This is a genomic window from Thermosynechococcus sp. GLH187 (genome assembly GCF_031583395.1).
In the GTDB taxonomy this organism is placed as follows: domain Bacteria; phylum Cyanobacteriota; class Cyanobacteriia; order Thermosynechococcales; family Thermosynechococcaceae; genus Thermosynechococcus.
On sequence record NZ_CP134175.1, the window covers coordinates 2,019,799 to 2,046,623 of the forward strand.

The 26,825-nt window shown below is 53.9% G+C and carries 31 protein-coding genes; 20 read left to right on the plus strand and 11 right to left on the minus strand.

The features are described 5' to 3' along the window. Positions 1 to 211: 211 nt before the first annotated feature. The 5 genes from rseP to RHI63_RS09935 all read left to right on the plus strand — a co-directional run bounded on the left by rseP (position 212) and on the right by RHI63_RS09935 (position 4,766). The gene (gene rseP / locus RHI63_RS09915; protein ID WP_302677716.1) at positions 212 to 1,318 is read left to right on the plus strand and encodes an RIP metalloprotease RseP; all 1,107 of its coding nucleotides are present in this window, start codon (positions 212 to 214) and stop codon (positions 1,316 to 1,318) included. Positions 1,319 to 1,326: 8 nt separating this feature from the next. After that, positions 1,327 to 1,995 (plus strand): endonuclease III, encoded by a 669-nt coding sequence (gene nth, locus RHI63_RS09920; RefSeq protein WP_206200023.1) that lies wholly within the window; start codon positions 1,327 to 1,329, stop codon positions 1,993 to 1,995. Between the two features lie 10 nt (positions 1,996 to 2,005). Then, positions 2,006 to 2,635 carry a Uma2 family endonuclease gene (locus tag RHI63_RS09925; protein ID WP_302678195.1) on the plus strand — a complete coding sequence of 210 codons (630 nt, stop codon included), beginning with the start codon at positions 2,006 to 2,008 and terminating at the stop codon, positions 2,633 to 2,635. Next, positions 2,632 to 3,390 carry a hydroxyacylglutathione hydrolase gene (gene gloB, locus RHI63_RS09930; protein WP_310822021.1) on the plus strand — a complete coding sequence of 253 codons (759 nt, stop codon included), beginning with the start codon at positions 2,632 to 2,634 and terminating at the stop codon, positions 3,388 to 3,390. The genes RHI63_RS09925 and gloB overlap by 4 nt, the downstream gene beginning before the upstream one ends. Before the next feature lie 62 nt (positions 3,391 to 3,452). Further along, positions 3,453 to 4,766, plus strand: a complete 1,314-nt coding sequence (locus tag RHI63_RS09935; protein ID WP_310800179.1) for a hypothetical protein — start codon at positions 3,453 to 3,455, stop codon at positions 4,764 to 4,766. Here RHI63_RS09935 and RHI63_RS09940 read toward each other — a convergent pair. Genes RHI63_RS09940 through RHI63_RS09960 form a run of 5 tightly spaced genes read right to left on the minus strand, consistent with a single transcriptional unit; the run spans position 4,763 to position 9,248 of the window. Next, on the minus strand, positions 4,763 to 6,331 hold the full coding sequence (locus RHI63_RS09940) for a trypsin-like peptidase domain-containing protein (RefSeq protein WP_310821542.1): 1,569 nt from the start codon (positions 6,329 to 6,331) through the stop codon (positions 4,763 to 4,765). The genes RHI63_RS09935 and RHI63_RS09940 overlap by 4 nt on opposite strands. A 53-nt stretch (positions 6,332 to 6,384) precedes the next feature. After that, entirely contained in the window at positions 6,385 to 7,266 is an 882-nt protein-coding gene (locus RHI63_RS09945; RefSeq protein WP_310821543.1) for an inositol monophosphatase family protein, read from the minus strand. Next, positions 7,263 to 7,796 (minus strand): GIY-YIG nuclease family protein, encoded by a 534-nt coding sequence (locus tag RHI63_RS09950; protein ID WP_302680002.1) that lies wholly within the window; start codon positions 7,794 to 7,796, stop codon positions 7,263 to 7,265. The genes RHI63_RS09945 and RHI63_RS09950 overlap by 4 nt, the downstream gene beginning before the upstream one ends. Continuing rightward, on the minus strand, positions 7,793 to 8,485 hold the full coding sequence (locus RHI63_RS09955) for a HAMP domain-containing protein (RefSeq protein WP_310821544.1): 693 nt from the start codon (positions 8,483 to 8,485) through the stop codon (positions 7,793 to 7,795). Before RHI63_RS09955 ends, RHI63_RS09950 begins: the two co-directional genes overlap by 4 nt. A gap of 43 nt (positions 8,486 to 8,528) precedes the next feature. Beyond that, positions 8,529 to 9,248, minus strand: a complete 720-nt coding sequence (locus tag RHI63_RS09960) for a cache domain-containing protein (protein WP_310821545.1) — start codon at positions 9,246 to 9,248, stop codon at positions 8,529 to 8,531. Between the two features lie 78 nt (positions 9,249 to 9,326). Here RHI63_RS09960 and rodA point away from each other — a divergent pair, with 78 nt between their 5' ends. The 4 genes from rodA (at position 9,327) to RHI63_RS09980 (ending at position 11,913) form a co-directional block, all read left to right on the plus strand. Next, entirely contained in the window at positions 9,327 to 10,601 is a 1,275-nt protein-coding gene (rodA, locus tag RHI63_RS09965; RefSeq protein WP_310821546.1) for a rod shape-determining protein RodA, read from the plus strand. A 54-nt stretch (positions 10,602 to 10,655) separates the two neighbouring features. Further along, on the plus strand, positions 10,656 to 10,823 hold the full coding sequence (locus RHI63_RS09970; RefSeq protein WP_206200031.1) for a DUF3285 domain-containing protein: 168 nt from the start codon (positions 10,656 to 10,658) through the stop codon (positions 10,821 to 10,823). 20 nt (positions 10,824 to 10,843) lie between these two features. Then, the gene (gene ybeY, locus RHI63_RS09975) at positions 10,844 to 11,332 is read left to right on the plus strand and encodes an rRNA maturation RNase YbeY (RefSeq protein ID WP_310821547.1); all 489 of its coding nucleotides are present in this window, start codon (positions 10,844 to 10,846) and stop codon (positions 11,330 to 11,332) included. Positions 11,333 to 11,460: 128 nt separating this feature from the next. Next, positions 11,461 to 11,913 (plus strand): diacylglycerol kinase family protein, encoded by a 453-nt coding sequence (locus RHI63_RS09980; RefSeq protein WP_310821548.1) that lies wholly within the window; start codon positions 11,461 to 11,463, stop codon positions 11,911 to 11,913. A 24-nt stretch (positions 11,914 to 11,937) separates the two neighbouring features. Here RHI63_RS09980 and ychF read toward each other — a convergent pair whose 3' ends face one another. The 5 genes from ychF to RHI63_RS10005 all read right to left on the minus strand — a co-directional run bounded on the left by ychF (position 11,938) and on the right by RHI63_RS10005 (position 17,950). Next, complete coding sequence (ychF, locus tag RHI63_RS09985; RefSeq protein ID WP_310821549.1) at positions 11,938 to 13,029, minus strand: redox-regulated ATPase YchF; 1,092 nt, start codon at positions 13,027 to 13,029, stop codon at positions 11,938 to 11,940. Positions 13,030 to 13,264: 235 nt separating this feature from the next. Then, positions 13,265 to 14,680, minus strand: a complete 1,416-nt coding sequence (gene glnA / locus RHI63_RS09990; protein ID WP_310821550.1) for a type I glutamate--ammonia ligase — start codon at positions 14,678 to 14,680, stop codon at positions 13,265 to 13,267. A 109-nt stretch (positions 14,681 to 14,789) separates the two neighbouring features. Then, complete coding sequence (locus RHI63_RS09995) at positions 14,790 to 15,287, minus strand: DUF2085 domain-containing protein (RefSeq protein ID WP_206200036.1); 498 nt, start codon at positions 15,285 to 15,287, stop codon at positions 14,790 to 14,792. A gap of 168 nt (positions 15,288 to 15,455) precedes the next feature. Further along, a complete protein-coding gene (locus RHI63_RS10000) occupies positions 15,456 to 16,814 on the minus strand; it encodes a glycosyltransferase family 1 protein (RefSeq protein ID WP_206200037.1) in 1,359 nt (452 codons plus the stop codon). A 59-nt stretch (positions 16,815 to 16,873) separates the two neighbouring features. Further along, complete coding sequence (locus tag RHI63_RS10005) at positions 16,874 to 17,950, minus strand: glycosyltransferase family 4 protein (RefSeq protein ID WP_149819063.1); 1,077 nt, start codon at positions 17,948 to 17,950, stop codon at positions 16,874 to 16,876. Between the two features lie 343 nt (positions 17,951 to 18,293). Here RHI63_RS10005 and RHI63_RS10010 point away from each other — a divergent pair, with 343 nt between their 5' ends. The 7 genes from RHI63_RS10010 to RHI63_RS10040 are packed head-to-tail and all read left to right on the plus strand — an operon-like array spanning position 18,294 to position 21,526. After that, the gene (locus RHI63_RS10010; protein ID WP_206200038.1) at positions 18,294 to 19,163 is read left to right on the plus strand and encodes a branched-chain amino acid ABC transporter permease; all 870 of its coding nucleotides are present in this window, start codon (positions 18,294 to 18,296) and stop codon (positions 19,161 to 19,163) included. Then, positions 19,147 to 19,692 (plus strand): D-glycero-beta-D-manno-heptose 1-phosphate adenylyltransferase, encoded by a 546-nt coding sequence (gene rfaE2 / locus RHI63_RS10015; protein ID WP_310744505.1) that lies wholly within the window; start codon positions 19,147 to 19,149, stop codon positions 19,690 to 19,692. Before RHI63_RS10010 ends, rfaE2 begins: the two co-directional genes overlap by 17 nt. After that, positions 19,668 to 20,375 (plus strand): GUN4 domain-containing protein, encoded by a 708-nt coding sequence (locus tag RHI63_RS10020; RefSeq protein WP_310800908.1) that lies wholly within the window; start codon positions 19,668 to 19,670, stop codon positions 20,373 to 20,375. Before rfaE2 ends, RHI63_RS10020 begins: the two co-directional genes overlap by 25 nt. Positions 20,376 to 20,420: 45 nt before the next feature. Continuing rightward, a complete protein-coding gene (locus RHI63_RS10025) occupies positions 20,421 to 20,816 on the plus strand; it encodes a Spy/CpxP family protein refolding chaperone (protein ID WP_310744506.1) in 396 nt (131 codons plus the stop codon). A 4-nt stretch (positions 20,817 to 20,820) separates the two neighbouring features. Then, positions 20,821 to 20,979, plus strand: a complete 159-nt coding sequence (locus RHI63_RS10030; protein WP_310821551.1) for a hypothetical protein — start codon at positions 20,821 to 20,823, stop codon at positions 20,977 to 20,979. Further along, on the plus strand, positions 20,933 to 21,100 hold the full coding sequence (locus tag RHI63_RS10035) for a hypothetical protein (RefSeq protein ID WP_310821552.1): 168 nt from the start codon (positions 20,933 to 20,935) through the stop codon (positions 21,098 to 21,100). The genes RHI63_RS10030 and RHI63_RS10035 overlap by 47 nt, the downstream gene beginning before the upstream one ends. Further along, on the plus strand, positions 21,101 to 21,526 hold the full coding sequence (locus RHI63_RS10040) for a hypothetical protein (RefSeq protein ID WP_310744508.1): 426 nt from the start codon (positions 21,101 to 21,103) through the stop codon (positions 21,524 to 21,526). Here RHI63_RS10040 and RHI63_RS10045 read toward each other — a convergent pair. Then, a complete protein-coding gene (locus tag RHI63_RS10045) occupies positions 21,444 to 21,746 on the minus strand; it encodes a carbon dioxide-concentrating mechanism protein CcmK (protein WP_206201682.1) in 303 nt (100 codons plus the stop codon). The two genes, RHI63_RS10040 and RHI63_RS10045, sit on opposite strands and share 83 nt — an antisense overlap. 96 nt (positions 21,747 to 21,842) lie before the next feature. On the opposite strand from RHI63_RS10045, the gene cofH reads away from it, so the two are divergent. From cofH to leuB, 4 genes are read left to right on the plus strand one after another with little or no spacing between them, the layout of a single operon-like run. After that, positions 21,843 to 23,024: a 7,8-didemethyl-8-hydroxy-5-deazariboflavin synthase subunit CofH gene (gene cofH / locus RHI63_RS10050; protein WP_206200043.1), complete on the plus strand. Its 1,182-nt coding sequence runs from the start codon at positions 21,843 to 21,845 to the stop codon at positions 23,022 to 23,024. Then, entirely contained in the window at positions 23,021 to 24,649 is a 1,629-nt protein-coding gene (locus tag RHI63_RS10055) for a DUF3352 domain-containing protein (RefSeq protein WP_310821553.1), read from the plus strand. The genes cofH and RHI63_RS10055 overlap by 4 nt, the downstream gene beginning before the upstream one ends. Before the next feature lie 58 nt (positions 24,650 to 24,707). Beyond that, positions 24,708 to 25,622: a pentapeptide repeat-containing protein gene (locus tag RHI63_RS10060; protein ID WP_302677693.1), complete on the plus strand. Its 915-nt coding sequence runs from the start codon at positions 24,708 to 24,710 to the stop codon at positions 25,620 to 25,622. Between the two features lie 57 nt (positions 25,623 to 25,679). Next, positions 25,680 to 26,765, plus strand: coding sequence for a 3-isopropylmalate dehydrogenase (gene leuB, locus RHI63_RS10065; RefSeq protein ID WP_310800182.1), 1,086 nt, complete (start codon positions 25,680 to 25,682; stop codon positions 26,763 to 26,765). The last annotated feature ends 60 nt before the right edge of the window (positions 26,766 to 26,825 follow it).

The window sequence follows — 26,825 nt, forward strand, 5'->3', positions numbered from 1 at the left end:
AGGTCTCAAATAGCACGTTTGTATGGGTCTCTCTCAGGAGCGTCCACTAAGAATAATTACTTATCATCCCACTTTGTTGCATTTTTGCAATATATCGCACAAGTTTGAGAAATGATGCAAGGGGCTGTGGCGAGATCACCGATCCAAGGGGAAGTTCGGTGTCACAATAAAAGGGAGTTAACAATTCGCAGCGTAGCACTGGGTTGAATCTATGTCCATGGTTGCAGTCGTGGTGGCGATCGCCATCCTAGGAATCTTGATTTTTGTCCATGAGTGGGGGCACTTTATCGCTGCTCGCAGCCAAGGCATTCATGTCAACCGCTTTTCCATCGGCTTTGGCCCGATTCTCTGGAAGTTTCAAGGCAAGGATACCGAGTATGCCCTGCGCCTGATTCCCCTAGGGGGCTATGTGGGATTCCCAGACGATGACCCCAATAGCAGCGTTCCCGCCAACGATCCCAATCTCCTGAGCAACCGGCCGATTTTGGATCGCGCCATTGTCATCAGCGCGGGGGTGATTGCCAACTTGGTCTTTGCCTATTTGCTACTGCTGGTGCAAGTGGGCGTCATGGGGATTAGTCAGGCCACCTACTATGAGGGTGTCCTCATTCCCGCCCTTGTCCCGGAAAGTAGCCTTGTGGCCACCAAAGCGGGCATTCAGCCGGGGGACTTGGTGTTAGCGGTGGATGGCCAACCCTTGGGTGCCGATGCCAATAGCTTACCAAACCTGATGCGAGCCATTCAGCAGCATCCGCAGCAACCCCTGACACTGACGATTCAACGTCAAGGGCACATCCAAGAGATTACCGTCACGCCAGAAGTGAGTGAGGATGGTCAAGCCCGGATTGGCGTTCAATTAGCCCCCCATGCCGACATTCACCGTGAACACACCTTAAACCCGATTAAATTAGTCACGGCGGCTGCGGCGGAGTTTCAGCGGGTGATTGTGCTGACCCTAGAGGGGTTTCGCGAACTTTTCCAGCATTTTGATCAAGCGGCTCAACAGGTCTCTGGACCGGTGGCGATCGTAGCGATGGGCGCGGATATTGCCCGCTCCAATGCTGAACAGCTCTTTACCTTTACCGCCTTGATCAGTATTAACCTTGCAATTATTAATATTCTGCCCTTTCCAGCCCTTGACGGCGGTCAACTGCTCTTTTTACTGGTGGAAGCGCTGCGGGGTCGTCCCTTACCCAATCGCATTCAAGAGGGCGTCATGCAAACGGGGCTGGTGTTGCTCCTTGGACTGGGGATGTTCCTCATCGTGCGGGACACCGTGAACCTCACGGGCTTGGGCTGGGTGCAGCAACTCTTTTAAGTCCACCTATGGCTATTACCCGTCGCCTCTCCGCCAAGCAACAACGGGCCTTGGAAATTCTCACCCGCCTCAAACGCCTCTATCCGGATGCCACCTGTAGCCTCAACTTTGCCAATCCGCTGCAACTGCTGGTAGCCACGATTCTCTCTGCCCAATGTACGGATGAGCGGGTGAATCAAGTCACACCGGCGCTGTTTGCTCGCTATCGCGATGCCGAGGACTTTGCCATGGCTGATTTGGCTGAGCTAGAACAGTACATCAAGTCCACTGGCTTTTATCGCAACAAAGCCCGCCATATCCAAGGCGCCTGTCGCCGCATTGTCGAAGTCTATGGGGGTCAAGTGCCCAAGGTGATGGAAGATTTGCTTTCACTGCCGGGGGTAGCTCGCAAAACAGCCAATGTGGTTCTTGCCCATGGCTACGGCATTTTGGGGGGAGTGACGGTGGATACCCATGTCAAGCGGCTGAGCCGGCGGCTGGGGCTGACCCAAGAAACGGATCCCGTGAAAATTGAGCGGGACTTAATGCGCCTGATCCCCCAGCCCGATTGGGAAAACTGGTCAATTCGCTTGATTTACCATGGCCGCGCCGTTTGCCAAGCGCGCCAACCCCAGTGCGAAGGCTGTGAACTCATTGATTTGTGTGCCACAGGTGGGAAGCTGATACCAAAGTCATAGGGGATTTGCCATGAAAACCCTAACCACAACTACGGGCGAACAGCGTGTCACGCTCCACGGCCTCACTTGGCAGCAGTACCAAGAGATTCTTAATGCCCTGCCGCAAACCCGTGCTGCCCACTTGATATTTGATCGCGGAATCCTTGAAATTACGATGCCCCTTGAAGAGCATGAGTTTGCCAGTGAGCTAATGGGTCTATTTTTGCGCATTCTGGTGGTGGAAACAGGACTGCGGCTGCGATCGCTGCGCTCAACAACCCTGTGGCGACCGGATCTGAAGCGAGGAGCAGAACCAGATAATGCCTATTACATCCACCATCAACCACAGGTGGCTGGCCGCAGCATTGATCTGAGCATTGATCCACCGCCTGATTTAGTGATTGAGGTGGACATGACCCATACCGATATCGATAAAAACCAGCTGTATGCGGCCTTGGGGGTACCGGAGCTATGGCGGTACAATGGTCGGGAATGGCAAATTTTCCAGTTGTGGGACGGATGCTATCAGGGGTGCGATCGCTCCCCTTTGTTTCCATGGGTGCCCAAGGAATGCCTTTATCGCTTCTTGGCAGAGGCCAAAATGGATGAGGTAGAGGCAGAGAAAAATTGGCGACGCTGGGTACAGGAACAACGGCCATGATGATTTATCGCCTCAATGCCCTTACAGATAACTACATTTTTTTGCTCCATGATCCGCAAACGGGGACAGCGGCAGTGGTGGATCCGGCAGAGCCAGAACCTGTTCTTGCCAAATTAGCGGAATTGGGAGCAACACTGACGGCAATCTTCAATACCCACCACCACTGGGATCATGTGGGGGCCAATCGTGCCCTGCGATCGCGCTTCCCCAATATCGAAGTCTATGGCAGCCGCGAAGATCAAGGCCGCATTCCAGAGCAAACGGTTTTTCTTAGTGCCGGCGATCGCGTGCCCTTTGGCGAACATGCTTTTGAGGTGCTGTTTGTTCCCGGCCATACCCGCGGTCACATTGCCTACTATGGGCCAGCAACGGGCGATCTGTTTTGCGGTGATACCCTCTTTGGCGGTGGCTGTGGTCGTCTTTTTGAGGGGACACCGGCACAGATGTTGGAGTCTTTGAATCAACTGCGGCAATTGCCGGAGCAAACGCGGGTCTGGTGCGCCCACGAATATACCCAAAAGAACCTCAGCTTTGCCCTGACAGTGGATGCCAATAATCCTGCCCTGCAAGAGCGCTATGCTCAAGTCTGTCGCGATCGCACCCAAGGAAAAAGCACGATTCCCAGTACGATTGGCGTTGAAAAGGCAACGAATCCTTTTTTACGCTGTGAAGTCAACACCATTCAAGCAGCAGTGGGGGCAACCACCCCCCTCCAAACCTTTACACGGTTGCGGGGTAAACGGGATCAATACTAGGTGCCTATTGAGCACCTCAGAACGCTAATCTAGTTTTATATTCCTCTACCCCCAAAGCTGCGATGGCAGTTTCCTATCAGAGTCGCTTCTTGAGCTTTTGGCAACAGCAATGGCACCGTTGGCAGCAACACTGGCAACGCCAACTATGGCAAATTGAAAGCAGCCTCAGTGGCACGCTGCAAGTGATTGGCGCCATTCTGGCACAGGTTTGGCAGCGGGGACTCCCCCAACTCATGGGCAGCGTCTCTCGAATGCGTCAACGCCTCCTAGCGCAACCCACAGCGGCACCCCCTGCCGATGAAGCACTGCTAACCGTGATGTCTGCCCTCTCCCTGACGAAAGGGGAGGATGACTCTTGGGTGGTGGCGATCGCCCCCATTGCCCGTCCACTTCCTTGGTGGCAGCGCTGGATTGCTAGTGTGCAACGCTGGTTTCAACCCCAGTCCAAGACGTTACCACCACAGGATGCACCTTTGGCACAGCGGCAGCCCTTTTACCTTGCCTGCGATCGCGCCGCAAAATCCCTATTGCTTGTGGATGAGGCTGCCCGTCCCTTGAAAATCTTCACCGCCACAGAACAGCGGCAAATTGAGCAACGCATTGCCTATGCCTTGGCAGTGTACTATCAGCACCTTCGGCAGTGGTATCGGCGACGGCATCACTGGCTCTGGGGTTGGCAGCAGCGATCGCTCAAAGCAGGCTCTAACCCACCGTCCTGTTTGGTGGGCAATTTTCTAAGGCAACTTCAGTTAACAGATGCTAGTGAAGGGGATTTAGTCCTACCCCCAGTGTCTCCCCTAGCCGCTGTCTTCCATTGGTTGCGATCGCGCCTTCCCTTCGGCCGCAAAAATACGCTGTCCCAAGTGCGGGTGCAGGGGATTGCCACCCTTCTAGAAACCCAGCAGATGGTGCTCATCGGCAGCGATAACGAGATTCTTTATACCCTCACCCCTGCCCAACAGGCGCAAGTTCTGGCTTGGATTGAACGTCATCTCAACCCCTTCAAGCTGCCCTTCCCAGACTGGCTGAGTCAACTCTCCTATTGGCTAGGGGGATTCCAACCCCCAGTGGTGGCAGCCGTAAATTCACCGCTATTGGCGGCTACGGATCCTTTGCCAGTCTTTTCTCCCGTGGAGACCCTTCTTAGCCTAGGCAGTCGCTCTGATTCCCTAGCCCATTCGCCACCCTCAGAAACTGCGGCCACCAGTGTCCCTCCCAATCCAGAGCAGTTAATTCTTGATGTGGATGCTGCCCTGATTGGCTATGAACTCCACTGGTTTGAACGCCTCCTGCTGTGGTGCGATCGCCTGTTTCTCTGGATTGAAGAACACCTGATTCGTTTCGGTCGTTGGCTCTTGCAGCAGTGGCAACGCTAGCGGTTCTCAATCTGACGAATTGCCTCCATCATTTCGTTGTAGGACTGCATATTCCCCTGTTGGCGATAGAGTTCAGCGGCTTGGCGCAGATCCGGTAGGCTCGCTTTGGAGTTCTGTTCAAGGAGATACGTTACACCCCGCACTGCAAAGGGGATGGGATCTTTGGGGGTGAGCTGCGTCAAGGCTGTCCAACTGGGGCGACTGAGGGCATAGTCTCCCATGAGAAAAGCCGCAATTCCCCGCAGCAAATGATAGTCGGTGCTCTTGGGATTGGCGGCAATGAGACGATCAAACACGGGGATACTGCGGCGAAAATCGCCACTGAGAAACAGCGCCAAGGATTGAATCATCTGTAGATCGCTGTTGTTGGGACTGAGGGCAAGGGCGCGATCGCTATCCGCAACGGCAGTACCAAAGTTGCCGAGGAGCAAATTCAAAAAGCTACGGATGCCATAGGCTTCGGTGTACTGGGGATTGAGGGCGATCGCCTTGGCAATGTCCTGCTGAATCGTGCCGGGGCGTTCAGCCATATTGCGGACAAACGTATCCAGCATGGGGGTGGGCGGGTGGGGGGGAAAGGCATCCTTGAGAATAGGGTTGCCTTGGGTCAGACGACTCAGGTACTTGGTTCCCAGTTCTTCACCGAGCTGATTAAAGTCTTGGTGAGGCACAAGGGCAAACATTTGCGCCACGGCCCGTCCCAGATAGGCTTCACTGTAGTTAGGATTAAGGGCGATCGCCTGGGTATAGTTGTCAATGGCGGCGGCAAAATTCTTGCGTTGGAAGTGCTCCTCAGCGGCGAGGAAATAGTCCGCTGCCTTCAGGGGGGTCGGGGCAGGCAGAGCCGTGGTTTCCCGCGACGGTGTGGCCAAACTCAAGTAGGTATTGATGGGAATGCCGAGATTAAAGCCGCGTTTCACAAAGACAGTACTGAAGCCACTGCCCTCCTGCACAAGGGTAGAAGCAATATCGGCACTGCCATGAACCCCAATTAAACGGCCATTTTCATCGAGGACAGGGCCGCCACTCATCCCCGGCAAGGTGGGATTGCTATAGACCAAGGCATAGCCATCTTGAATCGGACGCGAGGCATTGGCCGTCAACCGCCCCTCGGTAAATTGATAAATGCCCCCCAAAACCGAGGCCTCCTGAGCAGGAAAACCAGCCACAAAAACGGGCATGCCCTCCACTGCCTCTACGGCGTTTCCCAGTGTGGCAAGGGTGTAATCGCGGTTGCTTTCAATTTCCAGCGTGGCCAGATCAACACCGGGCAAGCGACGAATGGAGTTGGGTTGCATGGCATAGCGCTGACCATCAACCGTTTTCACCGTGTACTGGCCGGCCTTTTCAACCACATGGTAGGCGGTGAGGATAACGTAGGTACTGCCCTTGCGCTGCAATAGGATACCTGAGCCATGGCTGTTGGTACCTTCAATGAGCACAGTGATATTTTTGGCAATGCGGGCAACTTCTGTAACGCTCACCCCTTGAGCCGGAAAAGGCTGAGCAATATGGACGGTGGCGATCGCCATTCCTACCAATGACCAACTGTGCCAGCGCCCCATCGGGATGCCTCCAAGCAGACTCTAGCCCCACGATAGCCTATTTCTCAGAGATGCTAGGTAGAACCAAGGGACAGTTGAACGGCGGTAATCGCCTCCACCAAGGGCGATCGCAAGGCAGCGATATACTCTGGCCAGCCAATGAGAATTGGTTGCTGATGGGCAAGGGTCTGTCCCTGTAACCCCGTAGCATCAAAGCGCAAGGGATTTCCCTGCAAGTCGGTGCACACCAAACCTGCTGCTGTTGCTAAAGCCAAGGGGGCGGTGGTGTCCCAGAGCTTCACCCGCTGATTTAAGTAGAGGTAGAGTCCCGCCCGTCCCAAAATCACTTCAATCACCTTGAGGCCAAAACTGCCCAGAAAGCGAAATTCCACTTGGGGCAACACCCGATGAATTGCATCGCCGTAGGTGCGGTAGTCGCGATAGCCAATCATGATCGGGCAATGGTCTTCATTAGGAGAGGGCGGGCAAACCGGTAATAGGGGGACAGGGGGACCACCACTGCTCATCTGAAAGAGTCCCCAATCTTTACCGCCATAGTAGAGGTGATCCAGATTGGGAGCATAGATCCAACCCGCCACTGGACTGTAGTGCGCCAGCAGGCCCACCATGAGGGCGTAACCTTGGCGATGGTGAATCAGATCATCCGTGCCATCAAGGGGATCAATCAGCCAGTAGCGGCTTTTCGGTTCTTGAAAGACTGCTTGGGAGTCAGCATTTTCTTCGCTGATGATGCCATCCTCAGGAAACCAAGTGCGAAATTTTTGACTCAAGAGCCGATCCAAAAAGCGATCAATACTGGTGGCGAAGTCTTGGCGTCCCTTTTCAATGACCTCAAAGGGTTGCTGTGCCAGTTGCCGTGCCCGCTGCCCCGCTTGGCGCAGAAGTTGATTGATTTGCCAGATTTGGCTAGAGGTCAGGGGGGGAGAAGTCATCATTTGAGGTCCAGCCGTCCACTTTCCTTTAGTTTGGCGTTAAAGACCAGCGGCTCCTGTAGCGATCGCTGCTTTAGCTGTTCCAGAATTGCTGCTTCAACCCGCCGCGCCACCTGTTTCAGCAGTTTCGGTTGCGTCAATGGATCGGCACTTGCCCATGCAGTGCGTTCGGCCTCGGTCATTTGCTCCCTGACATCAATGGCATTTTCCCACTGGGGGCGATCGCGATCGTTGCCGAGGGGGACAGTTCCCAATTCCGCTAGCCACTGTTGTTTTACGGCTTCTAGCCACGGGCGATCGGGACGTTCGATGGCGATCGCCTTATAGCCACGACACTGCTGGGGACAACGCACAAGGTGTTGCAGCAAACTCAGTCGCATATCCCGCGAATAGCCAATGTATTGCACGCTGCCAGTGGCATCAAAAATGGCATAGAGACCGATCGCCCCCTTAAGATCCGGTGCTACCCGGCCTGCATCATCAATGTAGGGATGGAAGGGCAATTCAGCCAAAGTCGGCGCAGGAAAGCTCATGTTGGCAGGGGTGGCTCATCTTTGCGTGCTTCACCCTCAGTATGCCCTATCTGTGGATGTGTGGCAGGAGTGGGAGATTGGGTATGGGCACGTTGGCGCAGTTGTTGTGCCCGTTGGCGCAGTTCTTGAAAGTAGTCGGTGCTGGTAATTTCGGCAACGGATTTCTTTCGCTTTTCTTGGTCAATTTCGATTTTTAGTTCACTCAGTTCCTCCTCCAGTTGATCTTGGCGCTGCTCTACCGCCTGTGCCATGTCCAAAAAGACTTGGGCAAGTTCTGCCATGTCATCACTCCCTTGAGCATAGTGCCTGAGAACTCTGGGATTAAACTCGTTAAACTGGTCATGCTTGAGGGCGTGGGCAGCACTGACAAGGGCACGAATCGGCTTAGTAATCGAACGAGCCACAATCAGGGAAATGAGAATGACCCCAACACCAACAAAGAAAAGACTGAAGAAACCTTGGGTCGCCAACCGCTCTAAGGGCGCTAGAAACTCGCTCAACCGTACACTGACCACAACAACGCCCTGATGACGGGTCAGGGGCGCATAGGCATAGATATAATCGGCATCGCCTCCGGAAGAACGACTGGCGAGGAGAGCACCGACCTCTTTTGATTTGGCCTTGAGAAAGACATTGCGCAAGGTGTAGCTGCGATCTGCCACTGTGGGAATGGGTTGAGGTGATGTCAAGAGAAAATATTGGTCGCGAATCTCGGGGGGGAGTGGTTCAATGCTATGCAAATTCAGGTAAGGATTTGTGGTGCTCAGAATCAGACGTGGTGCTCAGAATCAGACCGTGATCATCAATGAGAAAAGATTCACCGTGAATATCGGGCACTAGGTAGGTCACGATGTCTTTGACTGCGGTCGCTTGTAGAGGTAGTAGAACTGCTCCCAGTCGTTCATTATTGCTATCAATAATCGTTTGGAAGACAACAAACAGGGGTCGCTCAGCGATCGCGCTATTGATTTTGACCCGAGAAATGAAGTAGTCTGCTGTTGCCGACTGCTGCCAGAGGGGGGTGTTCTTGTAGTCTAGCCCCAGACGGGTACGCCGTGTCCCTGCGATCGCTTGGCCATCACGGTTGAGGAGAATCACCTGATAATAGGCTGGGTTCAGGTTCTTGACATCTTCGAGGAAGTTATTCATCGTCGCTTGCTCGATGGCACTATGGCTCCCACGCCTCAGGAAATACCGTACGTCACTGTCATTGGCTACCAAGAGAGCATCATTGAGGGCATCCTGAAACAGCTGATCAAGGGAACGGGCTTTGCTGATCGCCAGCAGTTGCAGGGCATCAATTTCCCAACCCTTCATCATTTCAGCGCTTTCAGTTTGGTTGTAGAGCACCACCATCCCCATCGGTAATAGGGAAATCAGCAGCATCACCAGCAGCAGCCGCCCCGAAATTGACCACAAAAGCCTTGACCAACCCTGTCGCCACCGAAGCATGGATCCACTCAAGCTAGAATGGGAATCTTGATCAAACCACCACTGTTCCAGCCTAGTGCGAACGAAGGATATTGGGCGATGTTTTGGACAACTCGGCTATGGCAACGCCGCTGGTCTGCTTGGCTCCACCCTTGGCGGGGGATGGATTGGCTCCTTTTAATTGCCGTATGGCTGATTACGCTGTTGGGGGCAGTGGCCATTCACAGTGCCGAGCTGCACATTGGCGAAAAGGATGGCTTCCAACATCTGGCGATCGCGAGCGTGGGGACGATTTTGCTTTTCCTACTGGCACGGGTGCCGACATCGGTCTTTATCTCAGTCCATTGGTGGGTCTATGGTATCAGTTGTGCCCTCCTACTAGCTGTAAGCTTATTTGGTGTTGAAGCTAACGGTGCCCAAAGTTGGCTGCCCATTGCGGGCTTTAACCTCCAGCCTTCAGAATTTGCCAAAATCTCGATCATCCTCACCCAAGCTGCCCTACTCCAGCGGGTGCCTGCCAATGGCCTCAGCGGCATTCTACGGGTGTTTGCGGTAACGGTCTTGCCCCTAGGGTTGATCTTATCGGAACCTGATCTGGGGACCTCCTTTGTTTTTGGCGCCATCACCTTGGGAATACTCTATTGGGCCAATGCCCGTTTGGGCTGGATTGTGCTCATGCTCTCCCCTTTGGTGGCGGCCATTCTCTTTGCCCTACCCCTGCCCGATGAACTGAATTTGGTGCTGTGGTTTTTGTGGACATTAGGGATGGGGGTTGTGGCATGGCAAAACCTGCCCTTGGGGTGGATTGGGGCGATCGGCGGCATTGTTCTCAATCTTTCCGGGGCAGGGTTGGGGCACTTGCTGTGGAGTGTTCTCAAGGACTATCAAAAGGATCGCCTCTTAATGTTTTTAGATCCCGATAAGGATCCCTTGGGGGCGGGCTATCACCTGATTCAGTCCCGCATTGCCATTGGTGCCGGTGGACTGTGGGGGCGAGGTCTGTTTCACGGGACACAGACACAGTTGGGGTTTATTCCCGAACAACACACCGATTTTATTTTTTCCGCCATCGGTGAGGAATTAGGCTTTTTGGGGGGGCTGCTGGTTTTGGGACTGTTTTGGTTGATTGGCCTGCGGCTATTGCAAATTGCCAATAGTGCCCGCAATGATTTCGGCTCGCTGCTGGCGATCGGTCTTTTTGCCATGTTGATGTTCCAAGCGGTGGTCAATATCGGCATGACCATGAACCTATTTCCTGTGACGGGCATTCCCTTGCCTTTCCTCAGCTATGGCCGTTCTGCCCTTTTGGCAACCTATATTGGTTTGGGGCTCGTGCAATCAGTGGCCAATCATCGCCCGCGATCGCGCTACTGAAGTCAAGCACTCTTTGTTAAAATTCATGAAGATTGCCAATAGCAGTGAAATCCCATGAGCGAGTCCCCAGAACCCACGTCCTCCCCTGTCGAGCAGCCCAGTTATGTCAAATTGGCCATGCGGAACATGGTGCGCAAGGGGGGCAAATCTCTGACCCATTTTGCCCTCACGAGTATCGGTCTGTTGGCGTTGTTGGTGGGCTTGTCCTACCTCACCCGCTAGTGAGAACACAGCAAAAACAAATGACGGTTACCGTCTATCTAGAACTTCACGATCCTTCCCTGAGCAATGAGGTGGCAGAACTTCCTTGGCAAGTGTGGTTTCGCACGTGGATTGCCATGGTTGAACCAAACCAAGGTAAGGCCTATGAGGTAACACTGCGTTTGACGACGGATGCTGAAATTCAGGTGCTTAATCATCAGTATCGCGATCGCGACACCCCTACGGATGTACTCGCCTTTGCCACCCGCGATGACGCTCTGCCGCTGCCCCTAGAGGAACCTGAATACCTTGGCGACATCATTATTTCTGGCGACACCGCCCGAAAGCAAGCCAAGGAAGGGGGGTATTCTCTATCCATAGAAGTGACTTGGCTGGCTTGCCATGGCCTCCTCCATCTTTTGGGCTGGGATCATCCCGATGAGACGCAATTGGCGCGCATGCTTGCCCAGCAGGCTGAGTGTCTTAGGGCAGTGGGTCTTACCCCTCCCTATTCTCCCGATAATCCATAGGAACGAAATCCCAAAGGATGTGCTTAAATGGGAGGCGTTAACAGCCAAATTTTTTGAAAAACTTTTTAAGGCGTATGGAATCCAGCGTCAACACTTAAAGACCAATGTTTGGTGTGATGGGTAACGTTATGACACAAAAAGTTCTTGCCACCTACGCTGAGAAAACATCAGGGATAACCATACTGCGACAGCGCTCCTACCGTGTGGCGCCCTCTTTACTGAATAGTTTCCGTTATGCATGGGCGGGGGTGGTCTATACCTTTCAAACTCAGCGCAATTTTCGGATTCACACCGCAGTTGGTCTTAGCGCGATCGCCCTCAGTGGTTTGCTAAAACTTCCCCCCGTTGAGGTGGCAGTGATTTTGCTCACGATTGGGATTGTCATGGGGCTAGAGCTGCTGAATACGGCTCTTGAAGCGGTGGTGGATCTCACCGTTGGCAAGGAATATCACGAGCTTGCCCGCATTGCCAAAGATTGTGCCGCTGGTGCGGTTCTGCTCAGTGCGATCGCAGCGGTGGGGGTGGCGATGGCCATAATTGTGCCCCCCTTGGTTTACCCCATTGTCGGAACGTTGTTATAAATTGTCATAAATCGGGGGGAGCCACTAAACGTTGAAGCGGAAGAGCATCACATCCCCCTCCTGCACAACGTAGTCTTTACCTTCACTGCGGACTAGGCCTTTTTCCTTAGCTACCGTCATGGACTGGCAGGCCACTAGGTCTGCGTAGCTCACTGTCTCAGCGCGAATAAAGCCCCGCTCAAAGTCACTGTGAATGACGCCTGCCGCTTGGGGTGCCTTGGCACCGGCGGGAATCGTCCACGCTCGGGTTTCCTTCGGCCCTGTGGTGAAGAAGGTTTGCAGACCAAGAAGTTTATAGGTTGAGCGAATCAGCGATCGCAAGCCCCCTTCGCTGACGCCAAGACTGGCGAGATACTCGGCGCGATCGCCCTCGGGCAAATCCACAAGTTCAGCCTCCACCTGAGCAGAGACAATCACCACCTCCGCCCCCTCCTGCCGGGCAATCTCCTGAACCGCCCTTGTCCATTCATTGCCAGTGGCCAAATCCTGCTCAGCCACATTAGCGGCATAGATCACGGGCTTACGGGTGAGCAATCCCAGAAAGCGAATGGCGGCTTCTTCGTCCTCCGTCAGTTGACACAGACGAGCCGGCTGTCCCTCATTGAGCACGCCAAGGAGCTTTTCAAGAGCCGTGAGTTCAATCTGTGCCTCTTTTTGCGATCGCGCTGCCTTACGGGTACGTTCAATACGCTTTTCGATTTGCGCTAAATCCGCCAGTGCCAACTCTAAGTTAATGACCGCAATATCCTCGACAGGATTGACGCGACCTGCCACGTGGACAATATCCTCATCTTCAAAGCAGCGCACCACGTGCACAATGGCATCCACCTCGCGAATATTTGCCAAGAACTGGTTGCCCAATCCTTCCCCTTTACTGGCTCCCTTCACCAAACCCGCAATATCCACAAACTCCACCCGCGTCGGCACGATCTGCGCTGATTGGGAAATTTTTGCCAATACCTCCAGCCGTTCATCGGGGACGGCCACCACACCGACATTGGGTTCAATCGTACAAAACGGAAAATTGGCCGCCTCGGCCTTAGCATTGGCCACAAGGGCATTAAACAGCGTTGATTTGCCCACATTCGGTAGGCCGACAATTCCCGCGCGTAGCATCAGACCCTACAACCTCATTCTTAAGGAAAGACTTTTCCCAAACATGACACCCAAAAATGGGAATGTTAATTTTTAATAACACTCCAACTTATCAGAAATTCCAGCCCTAGGCAACTACGGGCACACTCAAAACCGCTGTCAGAGAAGAATCGGCAGCAAAAATAAAAGAGGCAACCCTTGATGAGTGCCTCTAAGTGCTATATCCCTAAATGCAAGGCTCTAGCGATTCACTGCCCTAGGCATCAAAGTAGAGGGTGAATTCATAGGGGTGAGGACGCAGGGACATGGGAATCACTTCTGTGTCCAGCTTGTACTGAATCCAGTTGAGGATAAAGTCTTCGCTAAAGACACCGCCCGCTGTGAGGAAGCTATGATCCTTTTGCAGGTTTTCCAGAGCCGCCATGAGTGAACCGGGGGTGGAGGGAATTTTGGCCAGTTCTTCGGGGCTGAGGTCATAGATATCAACATCCAAGGGGCTACCCGGATCAATTTGATTCTTGATGCCATCAATCCCTGCACACAGCATCGCCGCAAAGGCAAGGTAGGGGTTACTTGTGGCATCGGGGCAACGAAACTCTAGGCGCTTCGCTTTGGGATTGGCACCAGTGAGAGGAATCCGCACAGAGGCAGAGCGGTTGCCTTGGGAATAGGCAAGGTTCACGGGGGCTTCAAAGCCGGGAACCAGTCGTTTGTAGGAGTTCGTTGTCGGGTTGGTAAAGGCCAACAGCGCTGGAGCGTGCTTGAGAAGACCACCAATGTACCAGAGGGCAATTTGGCTCAAATTGGCGTAGCCCTCGCCCCAAAACAGGGGCTGACCATCTTTCCAAATCGACTGGTGGGTGTGCATCCCCGAACCATTGTCGTTGAAGACAGGCTTGGGCATAAAGGTTGCCACTTTGCCGTGCTTGCGGGCAACATTCTTGACACAGTACTTATAGGTCATCAGCCAGTCGGCGGCTTGAATGAGGGTGCCAAAGCGGAAACCCAGCTCGCACTGACCGGCTGTGGCCACTTCGTGGTGATGTTTTTCGATGGGTACACCGCACTTGGCCATCGTCAAGAGCATTTCTGTGCGCAGGTCTTGCAGCGTATCTGTGGGCGCAACGGGGAAGTAGCCCTCTTTGCTACGGATTTTGTAGCCGAGGTTGCCCCCTTCTTCTTCGCGGCCAGTGTTCCAAAGACCTTCAATACTATCAACGTAGTAGTAGCCAGACTTTTGGTTTTGGTCGTAGCGAACGTCATCGAAAACAAAGAACTCGGCTTCGGGGCCAAAGTAAGCCGTATCGCCAATGCCGGTGGCTTTTAGGTACTCAATGGCACGGGTGGCAATGGAGCGCGGGCAGCGATCGTAGAGTTCTCCGGTGCGCGGATCTTTGATGGTGCAAATCATGCTCAGGGTGGGTTCTTTCATGAAGGGGTCTTCCCACGCCGTATCTGGATCCGGCACCATCACCATGTCGGATTCGTTGATCGCTTTCCAACCGCGAATACTGGAGCCGTCGAAGGGCACACCCTCGGTAAATGAACGTTCGTCAATTTGGCTCTTGTGAACCGTCAGGTGTTGCCACGTGCCGGGCATGTCAATAAATTTCAAGTCGATGAGCTCGTACTTGCTGTTGATCAAATTCAAGATTTCTTGGGGCGTTGCCATGTATAGGTTACTCCTTCTGTATTGGGCGCACCGCAGCGACAATCTATGGTAGAAAGTTGCCCCAGTTAATTTTTGTATCGGAGGCTACCAAAATTTCGGTGTTTGCTCCCTAGCGGGAGGTAGCAAGGCGCTGTTTGGGATATAACAGGGGCATGATCAGTAATCCCAAGCCCAGTCCCGCGATCGCCCCAAAGGGAAAGACAATCCAATTGGAATAGCCCCAGACGCCATAGTGTTGCAGTGCCCACTCAAGGGGATAAAACAGCATTAACAACACCGCCACTAAAAAGCCCCCCAGACCATACTGCGGCAGCCAGTACCACTCGCGGGCAGTGGTGGAACGCTCAATCCACCAACGGGTGAGGAGAACGCCCAAAAGGGTGCCATAGCAGCGCATGCACACCGCCATTTTCCAAGGGGGAGCGAGCATCAAGCCCATTTCTGGCTGTGGACATACATGATTGCCCATCGTGTAGATAATGTGGGCAATTTTAGGCAAGAAAAGAAAATGACTAGCAGCCAAGAAAGGCGCAAACAAAGGACCTAGAATCAGTGCCGCCAGAATGACATCAGGCCATAGAGGAGAAAGCGATCGCCACCGCACCATTGGATGTTAGAAATGATACAAAATGATAAACAACCCCCTAGAATTTAACAAATTGTTCACAGCAAGGGCAATCAGTAATTGGGCAGAGCGGCGAGATAGAGATGATCCCTCCACACGGGAATACTGCTTAATCTTGTCCTCAACCACTCTGCCACGTCATTAAGAAGCTTAGGAGGCTAAGGCAGCTTTGGTCACGGTTGTCAGTGGGGCTGTGTTCTTAACCGTCTCTAAGCGCGGTGAATTCCCCATGAGGGAGGCAGCAAAGAGTTGCCGGTACAGTTGCCCCATCTGGAGGGCGATCGCTTCCCAGTTGAAGAGGGCTTGCACCCGCTCGCGGCCATTTTCCCCAAGGGTACGCGCCCAAGCTGGATTAGCCAAGATACGCTGAATGGCCTTGGCCAAGGCAGGAGCATCCTGAGGCGGCACCAGTAGCCCTGTTTTTTCGGGAATCACCGTGAATTGCAGACCCCCAACCGCAGAGGCAATCACCGGCGTGCCACAGGCCATGGCTTCAATGGCCACCAAGCCAAAGGGTTCATAGTAGCTGGGCACAACGCAGACATTGGCAGCACTGTAGTAAACCGCCAAGCGCTCATGGTCAATTTGCCCGACAAAGGTCACGCGATCGCCCAGGTTGTACTCCTGCACTAATCCTTCAATGCGCCGCCGTTCGGCACCATCACTGCGCTGCGGATCACTCCCCCCCACAAGCAGTAACCGCCCTTGGGGTACCTGAGCCATCGCTGCCACCAGCGTTTCAATCCCTTTGCGGCGATCAAAGCGACCCACATAGAGCACAATCGGCTCATCGGCAGGCAAATTCAGTTGGGCACGGGCATCGGCCACGGGGTAAAAGAGATGCAAATTCGTGCCACAGGGAATCAGACGTGTTTGCCCTGCCTTGGAGACCCAACGCCGTAGGTAAGCTTCCTCTTGGGGGCTAGTCACAATCACACAGTCGGCATTTTCAAGGATGGCTTTTTCCACCATGAGGCGGGTTTCATCCCGTTGGGCTTGCTCAGAAGCCACTTGATATTTCACCACCCCCAAGGAATGGTAGGTGTGCAGCCATTGGAAATTCAACTCCTGACGCAACTGCCAACCCACCCAGCCAGAGAGCCAGTAATTGGTGTGGATCAGGGGATAGCCATATTTGGCATGGTAAGCCTTGAAGGCTTCGACAAACTTCGGCAAGGTCTCAAAGAGTTTCTCACGCGGAATATAGGTCAAAGGCCCTGCCTCGAGGCGAATGGTGCGACAGTGGGGACTGTGCTCAATGACATCGGGGTCATCGGGATGGATTTTGCGGGTAAACATATCCACGTGCCACCCAGCTGCCGCGAGGGCTTCCCCCAATTGCCGTACATAGATATTTTGACCACCGGCGGATTCATGGCCGACATCAGCGGCGGGATCCCCATGCACAGAAATCAAGGCAATGGGTTGACGGGCAGGCACCTGCGGTTGGGGCATGGCAAACGCCCGAGGAAGTGTATTTTTTGCTGTACGGGTTGATAATGCTTGCATAAATACACCTTTTGAATAACGGTCAAAAAAACACTTTTGCACAGGGTTCAGGGATACACTTAACTGGCCAGCAGTTCAATCGTCCCCCTACGATGTCCATTATGGACAAAGGTGTCGGCGAGAACGGTATCATAAACTGCTTCATACTCGCTCACCATCCGTTCAACACTGAACCGCTGCCAAACATAGTCTCGACAGGCCATGCGATCCAGTTGCGGCACTTGGGCAACAGCCGCCACACATTCGTCAACGGAGTGACACAGAAAACCGGTTTTGCCGTGCTCAATCACTTCAGGCGCTGCCCCCTTGGCGATCGCCACCACTGGTGTACCGGCTGCCATGGACTCAATCATCACTAGGCCAAAGGGTTCCTGCCACGTAATCGGAAAGAGCATGGCGATCGCTCCACCTAGGAGAGCATTTTTGGTTGGATGATCTGCTTCGCCGATAAATTGGATCAATTCACCATCAATGTGGGGTTCAATCAATTCCTTGAAGTAGTCGCGATCCACCCGATCCACTTTGCCGGCCATCCGCAGGGGGATGCCCACTCGCTTAGCAATTTCAATGGCATGGTGAGGGCCTTTTTCCGGCGAGAGCCGTCCCAAGAAGGCCAAATAGGGTGGATCGCTGGGCTGGGAATAGAAGTGATGGGTTTCCACGGCAATGGCGTTATAGACCGTGGCAATGTAGTTCAAATCCCGTAGTTGCCGCTGGGAATGGGAAATACTGACATAGTTTTGGTTGCGATATTGGCTGAAAATGCGCTCATTATCCGTCGTAAAGCGACCATGGAGCGTGTGAACAACGGGTGTTTTCACCAGGCTGGCGTAGGGTAAAGCCGTATAGCCCACATGGGAATGGATGACATCAAATTCATTGGCGCGACTAAAGACTTCTCCCAGTTGCAGGGCTTCATAGACGGCATATTCCTGCACATTGGGATCGAGGCGAATGGCGTGGGGATAGGTAGAAACCAATTTGGCTTGGGTAATAGAATCGCCACTGGCAAACAGCGTGACCTCGTGCCCTCGCTTGACTAACTCTTCTGTGAGCAGACTCACCACCAACTCCACACCCCCGTAGGCTGGCGGCGGTACCCGTTCCCACAGGGGAGCGATTTGAGCAATGCGCATACAAGCCTCCTCGAACAATACGGTTGGTCACCGCTGCCTTGATGCTAATCGCGCGATTGACTCAGCAGCATGGCTGCCTCAACGGTACGCAATCTCACTGAAAAAGACCAAGGGGGTAAATCCCTACCTGAAACTTCGGGAATCCGTACTATTATTTGTTATTGTCGCTACATTTTGGCAGTATAAATCAAGATATAATCTTGGGTTTGGCTTGAAGCTTTCGAGATAGAACTCACTTTTTCCAGTGAGAGAAAATGCTCTCGTCTAAACACCCCACTGATCGCTATTCTATGAGCAGGTGCTGCCCCTTTCACGTTTTCTCAAATTTTAGTCGCAATCGTTCATGGATATTCAACTGATTCAACTCTTTGTTAACGGATTGGCGGTGGGCAGTATTATTGCCCTCGCAGCAGTGGGTTTGACGCTCACATTTGGGATTTTGCGCCTGCCCAATTTTGCCCACGGCGACTTTATGACGGCGGGAGCCTACCTAACGCTGGTGGCTAATGCAACAGGACTGGATATTTGGCTCTCAATGGCGATCGGTGGCTTGGGAACGGCAGGGTTAATGCTCCTGAGTGAGAAGCTCCTGTGGCAGCCAATGCGCGATCGCCGCGCAACTTCCACAACACTGATTATTATTTCCATTGGTCTGTCGTTTCTGCTGCGCAATGCCGTGATTCTCATCTGGGGCAGTGAAAACCAAACCTATCGGCTGCCAGTGATGCCTGCCCTTGATTTTTGGGGCGTGAAAATTATTTACGCGAAGGTGATTGTCATGATTTTGGCAGTGGTGGCGATCGCTACTGTGCACTTAATCCTGCAACGCACCAAGGTGGGCAAAGCCATGCGAGCGGTGGCAGATGATTTAGATTTAGCGCGGGTTTCGGGGATTGATGTTGAGTGGGTGGTGCTGTGTACTTGGCTGTTGGCGGGGGTGCTCACGGGGGTGGCCGGGGGTCTCTATGGCCTGATTACGGCTGTGCGGCCAACGATGGGCTGGTTTTTGATCTTGCCCCTCTTTGCCAGTGTGATTCTCGGTGGCATTGGCAATCCCTACGGGGCGATCGCTGGCGCCCTGATTATTGGCGTGGCTCAGGAGATGAGTACCCTGATGATTCCTTCTGAATACAAGCTGGCCGTTGCCCTAGTGATCATGATGGCGGTGCTTTTAGTACGTCCCCAAGGGCTATTTCGTGGCACACTCAGTTAGTGTTCTTAGGAGAAGTCCCCTGAACCTTTACACCCTTGAAGCCCTTGTGGCTACGATCAATGCTGCGCCCCAAGACTGGCGCCCCTTGGTGTTTACCAACGGCTGTTTTGACCTGATCCATGCGGGTCATGTGCGCTATCTGGCGGCAGCCCGTGCCCTGGGTAAACGCTTGGTGGTGGGGTTGAATAGCGATCGCTCCGTGGCAACTCTAAAGCCAAAACGGCCAATTATTCCCGAACAGCAGCGGGCAGAGGTGCTGGCTAGTTTACGATCAGTAGATGCGGTAGTGCTATTTAGCGATCGCACTGCCACGACCCTAATCGAGGTTCTCCAACCGGAGATCTACGTCAAGGGGGGCGATTACCAACTGGAGACCCTACCGGAAGCGGCGGCTGTGCAGCGCTATGGTGGTCGCATTGAACTCATTCAAGTAGAGGTTCCCAGTTCGACAACGGCGATCGTCCAACGCATTTTAGAGTTGCATGGGGAGGAGTCACCGGGCGCATGGTTACCACAGAACCAGCCTTAGCCGATTTACGGGAGCAGTTGTACAACGGCAACGAAAAATCCCAACTGGCCGCCATGACCACCCTGAGTACGGCAGGCAGTGAAGGCTATCACCTCTTGCAGGAATTCCTCAAAGACAGTGCCACCTTTTCCCCCCCACCCGCCCCTTGGATTCGCGGTCAGGCCTATCGTCTCCTATTCCACAGCCCAGAAGCCTCTGTGCAAGCCTTTTTGCAACAACACTATCCCCAAGGGGTGATCCCGCTGCGCTCCGATCGCGGGGTGGACTATCGAGAACTGGCTGAACTCCTAGTGGCCGAAAAATTTGAAGCCGCCGATCGCCTAACCAGCCAAAAGCTCTGTGAACTGGCAGGCCCGATGGCACAAAAACGCCGCTGGCTGTATTTCACCGAGGTGGAGCAGTTGCCAATTGTGGATTTGCAAACCATTGATCAGCTATGGCTGGCCTTTTCCCTAGGCCGCTTTGGCTATTCGGTGCAACGGCAACTGTGGTTAGGCTGCGGTCAAAACTGGGATCGGCTGTGGGAGAAAATTGGCTGGCGGCAGGGCAAGCGGTGGCCGCGCTATCCGAATGAATTTATCTGGGACTTGAGTGCCCCGCGCGGCCATTTACCCCTGACCAATCAACTGCGGGGTGTACAGGTGATCAACGCTCTTCTCAATCATCCCGCTTGGACAGCCTAGAATAGGGGTAGCAACAAGCGTAGCAGCAGTGGTGAGGTGGCAGCGATGAAAAAGAATATTCAGCGATTCATGGTGGCGATCGCCTTGATTATTGGCATCAGTGGCACAGTCATTCCACCTCAGGTGATGGCTCAAACCAGTGGCGGCCTATTGACCGCTGAGCAAATGAAAAAACTCAATCTCAGTGTTGAGCAAAAACAGGCGGTGCTGCGGCTAACCCTGCGCACCAACGATCGCATCCTGAGAATTTTGGATCGTGACCAGCAGCGCATCTTTCGCAATGCCATCAAACAGGGGAAATCTACCGGTGAAGCCATGGACGCCGTTTCGTTGCGCCCTGATCAAAAGACACAACTCTCGAAGGTGATGCAGGATACCCGCGTCGAAATGCTGACAATTCTCACCCCTGAGCAAGTGAAGCAACTGCAAGGAGCCCGCTAGCGTTATGAACGTTTTTGTCCTCTGTACCGGTCGCTGCGGTTCGGTCACGTTTGCCAAAGCTTCCACCTTCATCACCAATTTCAGCAGTGCCCATGAGTCGCGGACATTCCTGCTCGGTGAGGCGCGTTTGGCCTACCTCGATCGCCACATTAGAAGTGGATAATCGCCTTTCTTGGTTTTTGGGACGACTCGATCAAACCTATGGCGATCGCGCCTACGACGTTCACCTGCGGCGGGATGACCTCAGTGCTGCCCGCAGCTACCGTCAGCGCTATGGCATCTAGATGATGAAAGCATACCGCGAGGACATCTTGCTCAACTTGCCAGCCAATGCTGACCCCTTAGAGGTGTGTTTGGACGATTGCCATACGGTGAATAGCAACATTGAACTCTTTCTGCGGGACAAAACCCACAAAATGACGATTGATTTAGCGGACATTCAAACCGCTTTTCCTCAGTTTTGGGAATGGATTGGTGCTGAAGGGGATCTAGAGGCTGCCCTAGGTTGTTTTCAAACAAAGCATAATGCGGCTTACTTTATTCCAGCTACCGCCATTGATAGCCTAGTACGGTCAGGGCGACGGCTCCTACCTCAGCCGCCCATTCAAAACACCTTAAAAAAACACCTTAAAGTAGAAAATCCTCGGGTGGCTGCTGCGGGACTACAATCGGTAAAACCGGTTCGAGATTGCCATCGGGACGGCCAATAATCTGATGGGAAATGACCTCGTGGCCACTGAGCGATCGCGCTGCTCGAACTGCTGCATTCACGTCCGCCACCTCTCCCCGAATCACCACTGTCCAATAACCCGCACCAATCCCCTCACAACTGACAAGGGTAACCTGAGCCGCTTTGACCAAGGTATCGGCCACAGCAAGGGCTGCCGGGTACCCCAAGACCTGCACCATGCCCACCGCTTCTGCTGCCATTGCCATTCCCCCTTCCACGTCTCCCATATTTTAGAAAAGGGCTGTGCTTAAGCTGAAGAAAGAGTGACCTAATTTCCTAAAGGTGGAGTAGATTCGATGCAGACCATAGGGGCGATCGCTGAGCTAGAGGCGGCTCTTGCTAACAATGGCATTTCTGCCCAACAAGCCCTCACCCTTTTGACAGCCGCTCTTCCCTTAGCCGCAAGCAGTGATCCTCAAGAACCATTGCCCCCCCTCCTCAGGGCACTACAAACCGCGAGCGATCGCCTGCGCCAACAACAGGTAGGCGACACCGTCACCTATGTGATCAACCGCAACATCAACTTCACGAATATCTGCGAGCAACACTGTGGCTTTTGTGCCTTTCGTCGCGATGCCACCGCTGCCGATGCCTACTGGCTCGACATTGACACGATCCTGAGCAAAGTGGCTGATGCAGTTGCCCAAGGGGCGACAGAAATCTGTATGCAGGGGGGACTCAATCCAGCCGCTAAAGAATGTGGCTCCAGTTTGCGCTATTACCAATCCCTCGTGCGGGACATTAAAACGGCCTTTCCTGAAATCCATCTCCACGCCTTTTCGCCCCAAGAAATTCAATTCATTGCCCGCGAGGATGGCCTCTCCTATGCCCAAGTGATTGATGTTCTGCATCAGACTGGGGTGGACTCCATGCCCGGTACCGCTGCGGAGGTGTTGGTGGATCGGGTGCGCTCAAAAATCTGTCCTGAGAAAATAAACACCGCGACATGGCTAGAGATTGTTGAAACCGCCCATCGTTTGGGGGTATGGACAACCAGCACAATGCTCTGCGGCCACATTGAAACGCCAGCGGATCAGGTGGCTCACCTACAACACCTACAGCAACTTCAGCAAAGGGCTTTGGAACACGACTATCCCGCGCGAATTACCGAGTTTATTCTGCTGCCCTATGTGGGGGAACTTGCCCCCAAGGCAATGCGACAATGGGTAGGACACCACCAACCGCAGTTATTACCGACATTGGTGCTAACGGCAGTGGCGCGGTTGTTTTTAGGGCGATGGATTCCGAACCATCAGCCTAGTTGGGTCAAACTGGGTCTTGAGGGGGCAACCATGGCCCTGAATTGGGGCTGTAATGATTTGGGGGGAACACTGATGGAAGAACACATTACCTCAGTGGCTGGAGCGCAGGGGGGCACGGGCGTTAGTCCAGCAGATCTGGTGGCCGCAATTGGCTCCTTAGGGCGAACCCCATGTCAGCGCACCACACTTTACCATCCCGTTGGAGAGTTGCGATGACCACGGAATCTCAGCCTTCGGTTCAGTCTCCCCGTCGGTTCCGCCCTTGGCTGGTGGGGGGTATTGCTGTGGTTATTGCCGGGGCAGCCGCCGCTGCGGGGGTCTTCCTGTGGCAACGGTTTAGTCAACGTCCGATCGCGCCCGGAATGGCGATCGCCCCCAATAGCGCCCTACTGACCCTCACTTTACCCACGGATCCCAAGCCTTGGGAAGCCCTTGCCAAAAGTGGCCTGTTACAAGCCCAACCTTGGTTGAACCCCAGCTATGATCCGCTCTCGCCAGAGGGGGTGAATCTGGCGCAACTGGATTACCTCAAGGATGTGCGCCCGTTTATTGGTGACCAAGCCACAGTGGTCTTGTTGCCCATTACCCCAGAGTCCGTCAGAGAATTGCCGGTACCGCCCCACGTTTGGATTGTGCCGACCCTAAATGTACCGATGGGGGAGCAACTGCTGCAAAGCGTCATTGGCGAGCCGATCACAGAAATCAACGGCGTGAAAATCTTCAAGGCCAAGGGGATTCTCCCTGACCCCGATAGCGGCGCGATCGCCCTTATTACGCATGAGAATCAGGCCTACATCATTTGGAGTCAGCACCAGAGCGCCCTGCAACAAGTCATTGCCACCGCCCAAGCCAACAACGGCATTGGCAGCCAGCCCACCTATCAACAGGCAGTGAAAGGGTTATCGGATCATCGCCCTTTGGTGGAACTTTATTTGAACCTACCCGCCTTTTTAGCCAGTCAGATGGCCGCCCCTGAAGGAAGTCTGCCTGAACCCCCGCGGGAACTGCAAGGGATGGTGCTCACCGCAGACATGACCCCTGAGCAAATCGAATTGGAGGCGGTGACTTGGCGCCCTGAGCAGAATCCAGCCCTGGTCAGTGAAGGTCAAAGCCGTGAACTTAGTCGTCTTGTGCCTGAAACGACCCTTGCTTTTTACGGTACAGGCTCCTTTAAGAATTTATGGCAGAATACCCCCGCCTCAGTGAAAGAGACGATCGCCAGCACGGTTAAAGATCTCACTGGCCTCGATTGGCAACAGGCCTTTGTGCCTTGGATGGATGGCGAATTTGCTGCTGCCTTTGTGCCCGTTCCCGCCCTAGGCAATGCCCCTAGTTTGCTCTTTCTCAGTCAGACCGGCGATCGCCCCCAAGCGAGTCAAACCCTGAGCCAGCTCGATAGCCAAATTCGCGATCGCCTACGGTGGCAAGTACAACAAACCGCCCCTGAACCGCAACCCCTCACCACTTGGCGCATTCCTCCAGGCCTGCCGGTGGGGCAGCATGGCTGGCTAAATGACCAGACCCTCTTTTTGGGACTTGGCCCGTTGATGGATATGCGTACCCCCCCTACGCGCTCCTTGGCTGACTCTCCCCTCTATCGTGCAGTGCTTCCCCATCCCAAGGGCACCCAGTTTTACCTCAATTTGAGTGATTTGGCGCCGTTGCAAAATAACTTGCTGTTGCCACAGTTAGCCCCTGAAATCGCGCGATCGCTCCAACCCTTTGCTGCCCTAGGCATTACCAGTCAGGTGCGAGATAATCAGTTTACCCACTACATGGCTCGAATTCGCCTAAAACCCCTCTCACCACCGGAGGTTCAGCCAACGCCGGGGGAACCCTAAAACTAGACGCAGATTTGCTACTGAAGGACATGACTGAATTACTGTGGAACCAGATGTTTTGCTGAAACGATATAGTGTGGGCGATCGCGACTTTGCCGGGGTACGCTTGCGCCGTGCTAACCTGAGTCGGTGTATTTTGACGGGCATTGATCTTTCCCGTGCCGATCTCACCGATGCTGCCCTACAGAGCACGAACCTGCAAGGGGCTGATTTGCGGGGGGCAATTCTCACTGGCGTGAATCTTAGTCAGGCGGATTTGCGGGGGGCGGATCTGCGGGGCGTGATTTTAATCAGTGCCGATCTCCGCTGGGTGTCGTTGCGCAAGGCCAACCTAACGGGGGCGGATCTCAGCCGTGCCAACCTTGCCAATGCCGATCTCAGTGAAGCCAACCTCACCGGTGCCCAACTGAGTGAAGCGATTTTGCGGGATGCTAATTTGACGCTCACGGATCTTACCCTTGCTGAGCTAGAACGTGCCAACCTCACCCGTGCCAACTTAACGGAAGCCTACCTGCGGGGCGCTGATCTTGCGGATGCCGTCTTGCGGGAAAGTCAACTGGTACAGGCCAATTTGCGCGGTGCCAACCTCAGTGCCACCAATTTGTACCAAGCCAATTTAGAGCGAGCCGTCCTGATTGGGGCGAATCTGCGTCGTGCCCGCCTTGAGGAAGCCCATTTGCGGGAAGTGGCCTTCAAAGAAGCCAACTTACGCCATGCCTGTTTGGACAAAGCCAATCTTGTTGGTGCCGATTTACGGGGAGTGAGCCTTGCCCAAGCACTGTTGCGGGGAGCCGATCTCAGTTCCGCGATTCTCATTGGTGCCAACTTAATGGGGGCGAATCTCAGCGGTGCCGATCTGCGGGGAGCCAATCTCATTGAAGCGATTCTTACCGGTGCCAGCCTCAATGGCGTTGATCTCAGTGCTGTGGATATGAGCGAGGCGATTTTGCCGGATGGCTATCTCTCGGAATAGCCTCAAGGGAAGACCGCTGCTGGTGTAGATTAGAAGATCGGTGATTTTGAGACAGGCATGGCAACCACGTATCGCATTGCTGTTTTGGCCGGGGATGGTATTGGTCCAGAAATTACGGCTGTTGCCCTCGATGTGTTACAGGCGATCGCCCCTCGCTTTGAATTGGCCTTTGACTTTATTCCTGCCCTTGTGGGCGGCTCTGCCATTGATGCTGTGGGGGAACCCTTGCCAGCAGCAACGCTGGAAACCTGTCGGCAAAGTGATGCCGTGCTTTTAGCCGCCATTGGCGGAACGCAGTGGGATAGCTTACCCCGTCATCTGCGCCCGGAGACGGGATTACTTGCCCTTCGCGCTGGTTTGGGTCTGTTTGCCAACCTCCGCCCCGCCAAAATTTTTCCCCAGCTGCTCCATGCCTCGTCCCTGAAGCCGGAAGTGATTGCCGGCGTGGATCTCATGGTGGTGCGTGAACTGACTGGCGGCATTTACTTTGGTCAACCGCGCGGTATTTTCACCACGGAAACGGGTGAGCAGCGGGGGGTGAATACGATGGCCTACACCGCCACGGAAATTGATCGCATTGGCCGCGTGGCCTTTGAAACGGCTCGCAAACGGCAGGGCAAACTCTGCTCGGTGGATAAAGCCAATGTCCTTGAAGTTTCCCAACTGTGGCGCGATCGCCTGACTGCGCTTAGCGCTGAATATCCCGATGTGGAACTCACCCACCTCTATGTGGACAATGCCGCAATGCAACTGGTGCGTGCCCCGAAACAGTTTGACACAATTGTCACCAGTAACTTATTTGGTGATATTCTCTCCGATATTGCTGCCATGCTCACGGGCAGTATTGGTATGCTTCCCTCCGCCAGCCTAGGGGAATCCGGGCCGGGTCTGTTTGAACCGGTTCATGGCTCGGCGCCCGACATTGCCGGCCAAGACAAAGCCAACCCTCTGGCAATGGTACTCAGTGCGGCCATGATGCTGCGTTATGGCCTCAACCAACCAGCAGCAGCGCAAGCGATCGAAGAAGCGATTACTGCTGTTTTAGATCAAGGCTACCGCACTGGCGATTTAATGGCTGAGGGCTGTACGCTGGTGGGCTGTCGCGAAATGGGCAACCTCTTGATTAAAGAATTATCCCAATAGGCTCCTACTCCTCTGCTAGTAATCTTCAACTACTAACCCCTAGCTATTACTCCCCCAACA

What these genes read in the sequence shown, in the direction of transcription:
- RHI63_RS09945 (WP_310821543.1), bottom strand. Translation starts at nt 7,266, where the DNA reads ATGATGACTTCTCCCCCCCTGACCTCTAGCCAAATCTGGCAAATCAAT.
- nth (WP_206200023.1), top strand. Translation starts at nt 1,327, where the DNA reads ATGGCTATTACCCGTCGCCTCTCCGCCAAGCAACAACGGGCCTTGGAA.
- RHI63_RS10020 (WP_310800908.1), top strand. Translation starts at nt 19,668, where the DNA reads ATGGTTACCACAGAACCAGCCTTAGCCGATTTACGGGAGCAGTTGTAC.
- ybeY (WP_310821547.1), top strand. Translation starts at nt 10,844, where the DNA reads ATGACGGTTACCGTCTATCTAGAACTTCACGATCCTTCCCTGAGCAAT.
- RHI63_RS09995 (WP_206200036.1), bottom strand. Translation starts at nt 15,287, where the DNA reads ATGGTGCGGTGGCGATCGCTTTCTCCTCTATGGCCTGATGTCATTCTG.
- RHI63_RS10045 (WP_206201682.1), bottom strand. Translation starts at nt 21,746, where the DNA reads ATGGCAGCAGAAGCGGTGGGCATGGTGCAGGTCTTGGGGTACCCGGCA.
- RHI63_RS09935 (WP_310800179.1), top strand. Translation starts at nt 3,453, where the DNA reads ATGGCAGTTTCCTATCAGAGTCGCTTCTTGAGCTTTTGGCAACAGCAA.
- RHI63_RS10030 (WP_310821551.1), top strand. Translation starts at nt 20,821, where the DNA reads ATGAACGTTTTTGTCCTCTGTACCGGTCGCTGCGGTTCGGTCACGTTT.
- rodA (WP_310821546.1), top strand. Translation starts at nt 9,327, where the DNA reads ATGTTTTGGACAACTCGGCTATGGCAACGCCGCTGGTCTGCTTGGCTC.
- RHI63_RS10005 (WP_149819063.1), bottom strand. Translation starts at nt 17,950, where the DNA reads ATGCGCATTGCTCAAATCGCTCCCCTGTGGGAACGGGTACCGCCGCCA.
- RHI63_RS10055 (WP_310821553.1), top strand. Translation starts at nt 23,021, where the DNA reads ATGACCACGGAATCTCAGCCTTCGGTTCAGTCTCCCCGTCGGTTCCGC.
- RHI63_RS10025 (WP_310744506.1), top strand. Translation starts at nt 20,421, where the DNA reads ATGAAAAAGAATATTCAGCGATTCATGGTGGCGATCGCCTTGATTATT.
- RHI63_RS09980 (WP_310821548.1), top strand. Translation starts at nt 11,461, where the DNA reads ATGACACAAAAAGTTCTTGCCACCTACGCTGAGAAAACATCAGGGATA.
- RHI63_RS09960 (WP_310821545.1), bottom strand. Translation starts at nt 9,248, where the DNA reads ATGCTTCGGTGGCGACAGGGTTGGTCAAGGCTTTTGTGGTCAATTTCG.
- glnA (WP_310821550.1), bottom strand. Translation starts at nt 14,680, where the DNA reads ATGGCAACGCCCCAAGAAATCTTGAATTTGATCAACAGCAAGTACGAG.
- RHI63_RS09970 (WP_206200031.1), top strand. Translation starts at nt 10,656, where the DNA reads ATGAGCGAGTCCCCAGAACCCACGTCCTCCCCTGTCGAGCAGCCCAGT.
- RHI63_RS09950 (WP_302680002.1), bottom strand. Translation starts at nt 7,796, where the DNA reads ATGAGCTTTCCTGCGCCGACTTTGGCTGAATTGCCCTTCCATCCCTAC.
- RHI63_RS09940 (WP_310821542.1), bottom strand. Translation starts at nt 6,331, where the DNA reads ATGGGGCGCTGGCACAGTTGGTCATTGGTAGGAATGGCGATCGCCACC.
- rseP (WP_302677716.1), top strand. Translation starts at nt 212, where the DNA reads ATGTCCATGGTTGCAGTCGTGGTGGCGATCGCCATCCTAGGAATCTTG.
- gloB (WP_310822021.1), top strand. Translation starts at nt 2,632, where the DNA reads ATGATGATTTATCGCCTCAATGCCCTTACAGATAACTACATTTTTTTG.
- RHI63_RS09925 (WP_302678195.1), top strand. Translation starts at nt 2,006, where the DNA reads ATGAAAACCCTAACCACAACTACGGGCGAACAGCGTGTCACGCTCCAC.
- leuB (WP_310800182.1), top strand. Translation starts at nt 25,680, where the DNA reads ATGGCAACCACGTATCGCATTGCTGTTTTGGCCGGGGATGGTATTGGT.
- ychF (WP_310821549.1), bottom strand. Translation starts at nt 13,029, where the DNA reads ATGCTACGCGCGGGAATTGTCGGCCTACCGAATGTGGGCAAATCAACG.
- RHI63_RS10000 (WP_206200037.1), bottom strand. Translation starts at nt 16,814, where the DNA reads ATGCAAGCATTATCAACCCGTACAGCAAAAAATACACTTCCTCGGGCG.
- RHI63_RS10010 (WP_206200038.1), top strand. Translation starts at nt 18,294, where the DNA reads ATGGATATTCAACTGATTCAACTCTTTGTTAACGGATTGGCGGTGGGC.
- RHI63_RS10040 (WP_310744508.1), top strand. Translation starts at nt 21,101, where the DNA reads ATGATGAAAGCATACCGCGAGGACATCTTGCTCAACTTGCCAGCCAAT.
- cofH (WP_206200043.1), top strand. Translation starts at nt 21,843, where the DNA reads ATGCAGACCATAGGGGCGATCGCTGAGCTAGAGGCGGCTCTTGCTAAC.